Raw genomic sequence first — 4,965 nt, forward strand, 5'->3', positions numbered from 1 at the left:
CCAGGGTGCTTCCGCTTTTTTGTTAAAAATAACAACTAGCAATACATTTCGAAGCATTTTGTGATTTAATATGGTCAGCAATCAATTTTGTCATTTCAGCTGTTCCAACCTGACGTCCATCTGGCACTTGAAGGTCACCGGTGTGGAAGCCTGCGTCTAAAACCGCTTGGACGGCATCCTCAATCATTTTTGCCTCATCATTCAATCCGAAAGAGTATCTTAGCATAAGCGCTGCAGATAATATCATCGCTACAGGATTCGCAATGCCTTTACCTGCGATATCAGGGGCGGAGCCATGAACAGGCTCGTAAAGGCCAACCCCATTTTCATTTAAGCTGGCAGAAGGGAGCATCCCAAGGGATCCAGTAATAACAGAGGCTTCATCACTTAGGATATCGCCAAATAGATTCTCGGTTACGATTACGTCAAACTGGCTTGGGTTGGTAATTAATTTCATCGCGGCCGCATCGACTAATACATGTTCCACTGCAACATCAGGATACTGAGCTTTTTTCTCTTCGACAATTTCACGCCATAGTTTACTAGATTCAAGAACGTTTGCTTTATCAACCGAAGTCAAGTGACCGCGCCGCTGCTGGGCTGCTTGAAAGCCTTTATCGACGATTCTTTCAATCTCTTGACGGGAATAGACGAGCGTGTCGACAACAGAGTTACCGTTATCACGGCGTTCACTTGGAGTACCGAAATAAAGGCCGCCAGTTAATTCACGAACGATAAGGAGGTCGCTTCCAGAGACTACTTCTTCCTTTAAAGGTGAGGCATGGAGCAGGTTTTTAAATCCTTTAATCGGCCTTAAGTTAGCGTATAAATCAAGGGCCTTGCGGATTCCTAACAAACCACGTTCAGGACGTAAATGGGAAGGGTTTTTATCCCATTTTGGTCCGCCTACAGCACCAAGCAATACCGCATCAGCCTGCTTGCATGCTTCAACAGTTGTTTCTGGAAGGGGAGTGCCGTAAAGGTCAATGGCTGCTCCTCCGATTTCATGGCTTTCAAAACTAAAAGTATGATTGTATTCTTCCGCAATTGCATGTAACACATCTTTTGCAGAATTAATAACTTCCTTGCCAATACCATCACCGGGAAGTAAGACAATACGTTTTTTCATTAGAAGCAACCTCCTCATTTTTGTTTGTTTTTTATAGAGCTGCTGTTTCCTTTACAGCGGCATTTTGGTTAAAAAATACACGATTCACAGCGTTCAAGAATGATTTTGCTGAAGCTTCCAGTACATCCTGAGCTGAACCGCGTCCGGTAACTGGGGTACCGTTTACGGTCATTTTTACATGGACTTCTGCTAATGCATCCCTTCCTTGACCGATGGAACTTAATCTAAAGTCAGTGAGATGGATTTCTTCTTTAATTAGAGCTTCTAATGTATTCATTAAGGCTTCGACACTACCAGAACCTGTGCGGGCTGTTTCGACTCGAATTCCTTCAGGAGTGGTTAGAGCCACAGTTGCTGTCGGTAAGTTTGCTGAACCATAATGAACTTGGAATGCAACCAATTCATATTTTTTGATATCAACAGCTGTTGTTTGAATATCTGTTAAAATGGCAAATAGGTCCTCATCGGTAACTTCCTTCTTACGATCGGTTAATTGTTTAAAAGCAGTAAAAGCTTCAACCAGTTTTTCATCGGAAAGTTCAAAGCCCATTTGCTCAATTTTATCTTTGAAGGCATGGCGGCCGGAATGTTTGCCAAGCACTAGATCATTAGATTTGACCCCAACTAATTCAGGGGTAATAATTTCATAGGTTAACGTATTTTTTAAGACGCCATCCTGATGAATTCCTGATTCATGTGCGAAAGCATTTTTTCCAACAACTGCTTTATTAGGCGGAACTAACATACCAGTAAAGCGGCTGACAAGATCACTCGTCCGCTTAATTTCTTTTAAGACTAGATTCGTAGTGTAAGGATATTTATCTTTACGAATATTTAAGGCCACGCCAATTTCCTCTAAAGAGGCATTACCGGCACGTTCTCCGATTCCATTAATTGTACCCTCGACTTGGGTTACACCGTTTTCGATGGCAGCTAGTGAATTGGCAACCGCCATTCCCAAATCATCATGACAATGGCACGATAAGGCAGCCTTATGAATATTAGGAACGTTTTCGCGGATGTAACGGAACATGCGTCCATATTCTTCAGGTGTGGTATAACCAACTGTATCAGGAAGATTAATGACCGTCGCACCTGCATCAATGACCTTCGTAATAATTTGAACAAGGAAATCAAGGTCAGAGCGCGAAGCATCTTCAGCCGACCACTCGATATGCGGGAAGTTCCGTTTCGCATAAGACACCATGTCTACCGCAATTTGTGTGACTTCCTCAGGTGTTTTCATCAGTTTATATTGCATATGGATAGGGGAGGTAGCAAGAAAAACGTGCAACCTCGGTTCCGCTGCATCTTTTAACGCATCCCACGCAATGTCAATGTCCGATTTCGTCGCTCTTGCCAGGCCTGTGACCGATACGTTTTTTATACTCCGAGCGATTGCTCTTACTGCTTCAAAATCGCCTTGAGAGGAAGCCGGAAAGCCGGCCTCCATAATATCAACACCAAACCGTTCAAGTTGTCTTGCGATTTCTAATTTCTCCAGTTGGTTTAAATTCACACCAGGGGACTGTTCGCCATCGCGTAATGTCGTATCAAAGATGTTAACGTGAACCATTTACCACCACTTCCTTCTTTGCATTTACTGGCTTTTTAATAAATGGCATTAAGGCGCGAAGTTCACGGCCAACTTGTTCAATTTGGTGATTGTTTTCAGCGCGATTAATCGCGTTAAATTGTGGACGGTTTGCTTGGTTTTCAAGGATCCAGCCTTTCGCAAACGCACCAGTTTGGATATCTGTTAATACATCCTTCATACGTGCTTTTGTATCTGCATTCACGACACGAGGTCCTGAAACGAAATCTCCCCATTGTGCTGTATCGGAGATTGAATAGCGCATATTTTCAAATCCTCCTTCATATAGAAGGTCAACGATTAATTTCAACTCATGTAAACACTCGAAATAGGCAACTTCTGGCTGATAACCTGCTTCTACTAGTGTTTCGAAGCCTGCTTTGATTAGGGCAGTCGTACCTCCGCAAAGAACTGCTTGCTCTCCGAAAAGATCTGTTTCTGTTTCTTCTTGGAATGTTGTTTCTAGAACTCCTGCACGGGCAGCGCCAATTCCTTTTGCATATGCAAGAGCAACCTCACGAGCTTGACCAGAGTAGTCTTGGTAAACGGCGTATAGAGCAGGAACTCCGGCACCTTCTGTATAGGTACGGCGAACTAAATGTCCTGGACCTTTTGGAGCAACTAAGAATACGTCAACATCTGCAGGAGGGACGATTTGGCTGAAATGAATATTGAATCCGTGAGCAAAAACAAGAGAGTTCCCAGCTTCTAGATTCGGTTTAATGCTTTCTTCGTAAACTTTTGGCTGCATTTCATCCGGAAGAAGGACCATAACCACATCTGCAACAGCCGTTGCTTCAGCAACAGTGCGAACGTCAACGCCATCTTCAACTGCTTTATCCCATGATTTTCCTCCGCGAAGTCCAACCACTACATCAAAGCCGCTTTCTTTCAAATTAAGGGCGTGGGCATGACCTTGTGAACCATAGCCAATTACTGCGATTTTCTTTCCTTGTAAAACCTCTTCTTGAATTTCTCCGTTATAAAGTACTTTTACCATTATTAATCATCCTTTCAAGATAAATTATTATTTTTGTAGGGTGTGATGAGTTAGTTCGTTTACTTGCGGTTGATACCCGCGTAATAGAGCGGTCAACCCTGTTCTGGCAATCTCCTTAATTCCATAAGGTCGAAGCACTTCTAGTAATGCATCGATTTTTTCAGGTTTACCTGTAATTTGAACGGCTAAGCTATCCTTACTTACGTCAATAACAATGGCACGAAATGGGTCAATGATTCCATTTATCTCGCTGCGCAATTGACTGCTTGAGGCCACTTTAATCAAGGCCAATTCACGAACAACAATTGCTTTATCCGTAATATCGGAAACTTTTAAAACATCAATTTGTTTGTTGAGCTGCTTGGTAACTTGTTCAAGCCGCTGCTCATCCTCCACTTCAACTACCAGGGTCATTTTCGAAACGCCTTCGGTTTCTGTTGGACCTACGGAAATACTTTCAATATTGAATTGGCGCCGTTGCAAAAGACCGGTCACGCGATTGAGAACTCCGCTGCGATCCTGAACAGTTGCGGTTATGATTCGCTTCATGGTTTCACCCCAATCATTTCATGGATTCCTTTGCCAGGGGCAATCATTGGAAAGACTTTTTCCTGTTGAAGGACACGGCAATCAACAAGGACTGGACCATTGTGGGCGAAAACTTCTGGTAAAACCGTAATCAGTTCTTCCTGATTGTTCACTCGATACCCCTTAATTGAATAACTGTCAGCAAGTTTGACAAAATCAGGCTGGGTATGGAGAATCGATTCAGAAATTCGGTTTCCATGTAATAGTTCTTGCCACTGACGAACCATTCCAAGTGCGCCGTTGTTAACAATAATGATTTTTACAGGAAGGTTTCGTTCGTAAATGATCGATAATTCCTGAAGTGTCATTTGGAAGCCGCCATCACCAACAATCGCAACGACTGTACTATCCGGCTTGGCAATTTGTGCGCCGATTGCAGCAGGGAAGCCAAAGCCCATGGTACCAAGTCCACCTGATGTAATCCAACGGTGCGGCTCTTTAAAGGTGTAATATTGAGCAGCCCACATTTGATGTTGCCCGACATCGGTTGCGACAATAGCTTCACCGTTTGTAACTTTATGGACTGCCTCAATGACCCATTGCGGACACATTCCGTTTGGATCATGTTTATACCAAAGCGGATATTCCTGTTTGTATTGGCTCAGTTTTTCCAGCCATACGGCGGTTTTTGGTGATTCTATCTCCTGAACAAGG

At 43.3% G+C, this 4,965-nt stretch carries 5 protein-coding genes; all 5 read right to left on the reverse strand.

What is annotated here, in order from left to right:
* Positions 1–22 precede the first annotated feature (22 nt).
* The gene (leuB, locus tag V7121_RS23320; RefSeq protein WP_335502901.1) at positions 23–1,129 is read right to left on the reverse strand and encodes a 3-isopropylmalate dehydrogenase; all 1,107 of its coding nucleotides are present in this window, start codon (positions 1,127–1,129) and stop codon (positions 23–25) included.
* Positions 1,130–1,160: 31 nt separating this feature from the next.
* Positions 1,161–2,705, reverse strand: coding sequence for a 2-isopropylmalate synthase (locus tag V7121_RS23325; RefSeq protein ID WP_335502903.1), 1,545 nt, complete (start codon positions 2,703–2,705; stop codon positions 1,161–1,163).
* Entirely contained in the window at positions 2,692–3,723 is a 1,032-nt protein-coding gene (gene ilvC / locus V7121_RS23330) for a ketol-acid reductoisomerase (protein WP_335548082.1), read from the reverse strand. The genes V7121_RS23325 and ilvC overlap by 14 nt, the downstream gene beginning before the upstream one ends.
* 27 nt (positions 3,724–3,750) lie before the next feature.
* The gene (gene ilvN, locus V7121_RS23335) at positions 3,751–4,272 is read right to left on the reverse strand and encodes an acetolactate synthase small subunit (protein ID WP_335502909.1); all 522 of its coding nucleotides are present in this window, start codon (positions 4,270–4,272) and stop codon (positions 3,751–3,753) included.
* Positions 4,269–4,965: thiamine pyrophosphate-dependent enzyme (locus V7121_RS23340; RefSeq protein ID WP_335548085.1), on the reverse strand; the 697-nt coding region annotated here is incomplete at its 5' end. The genes V7121_RS23340 and ilvN, both read right to left, overlap by 4 nt.

It is taken from the genome of Neobacillus drentensis, assembly GCF_036962125.1.
In the GTDB taxonomy this organism is placed as follows: domain Bacteria; phylum Bacillota; class Bacilli; order Bacillales; family Cytobacillaceae; genus Neobacillus; species Neobacillus drentensis_B.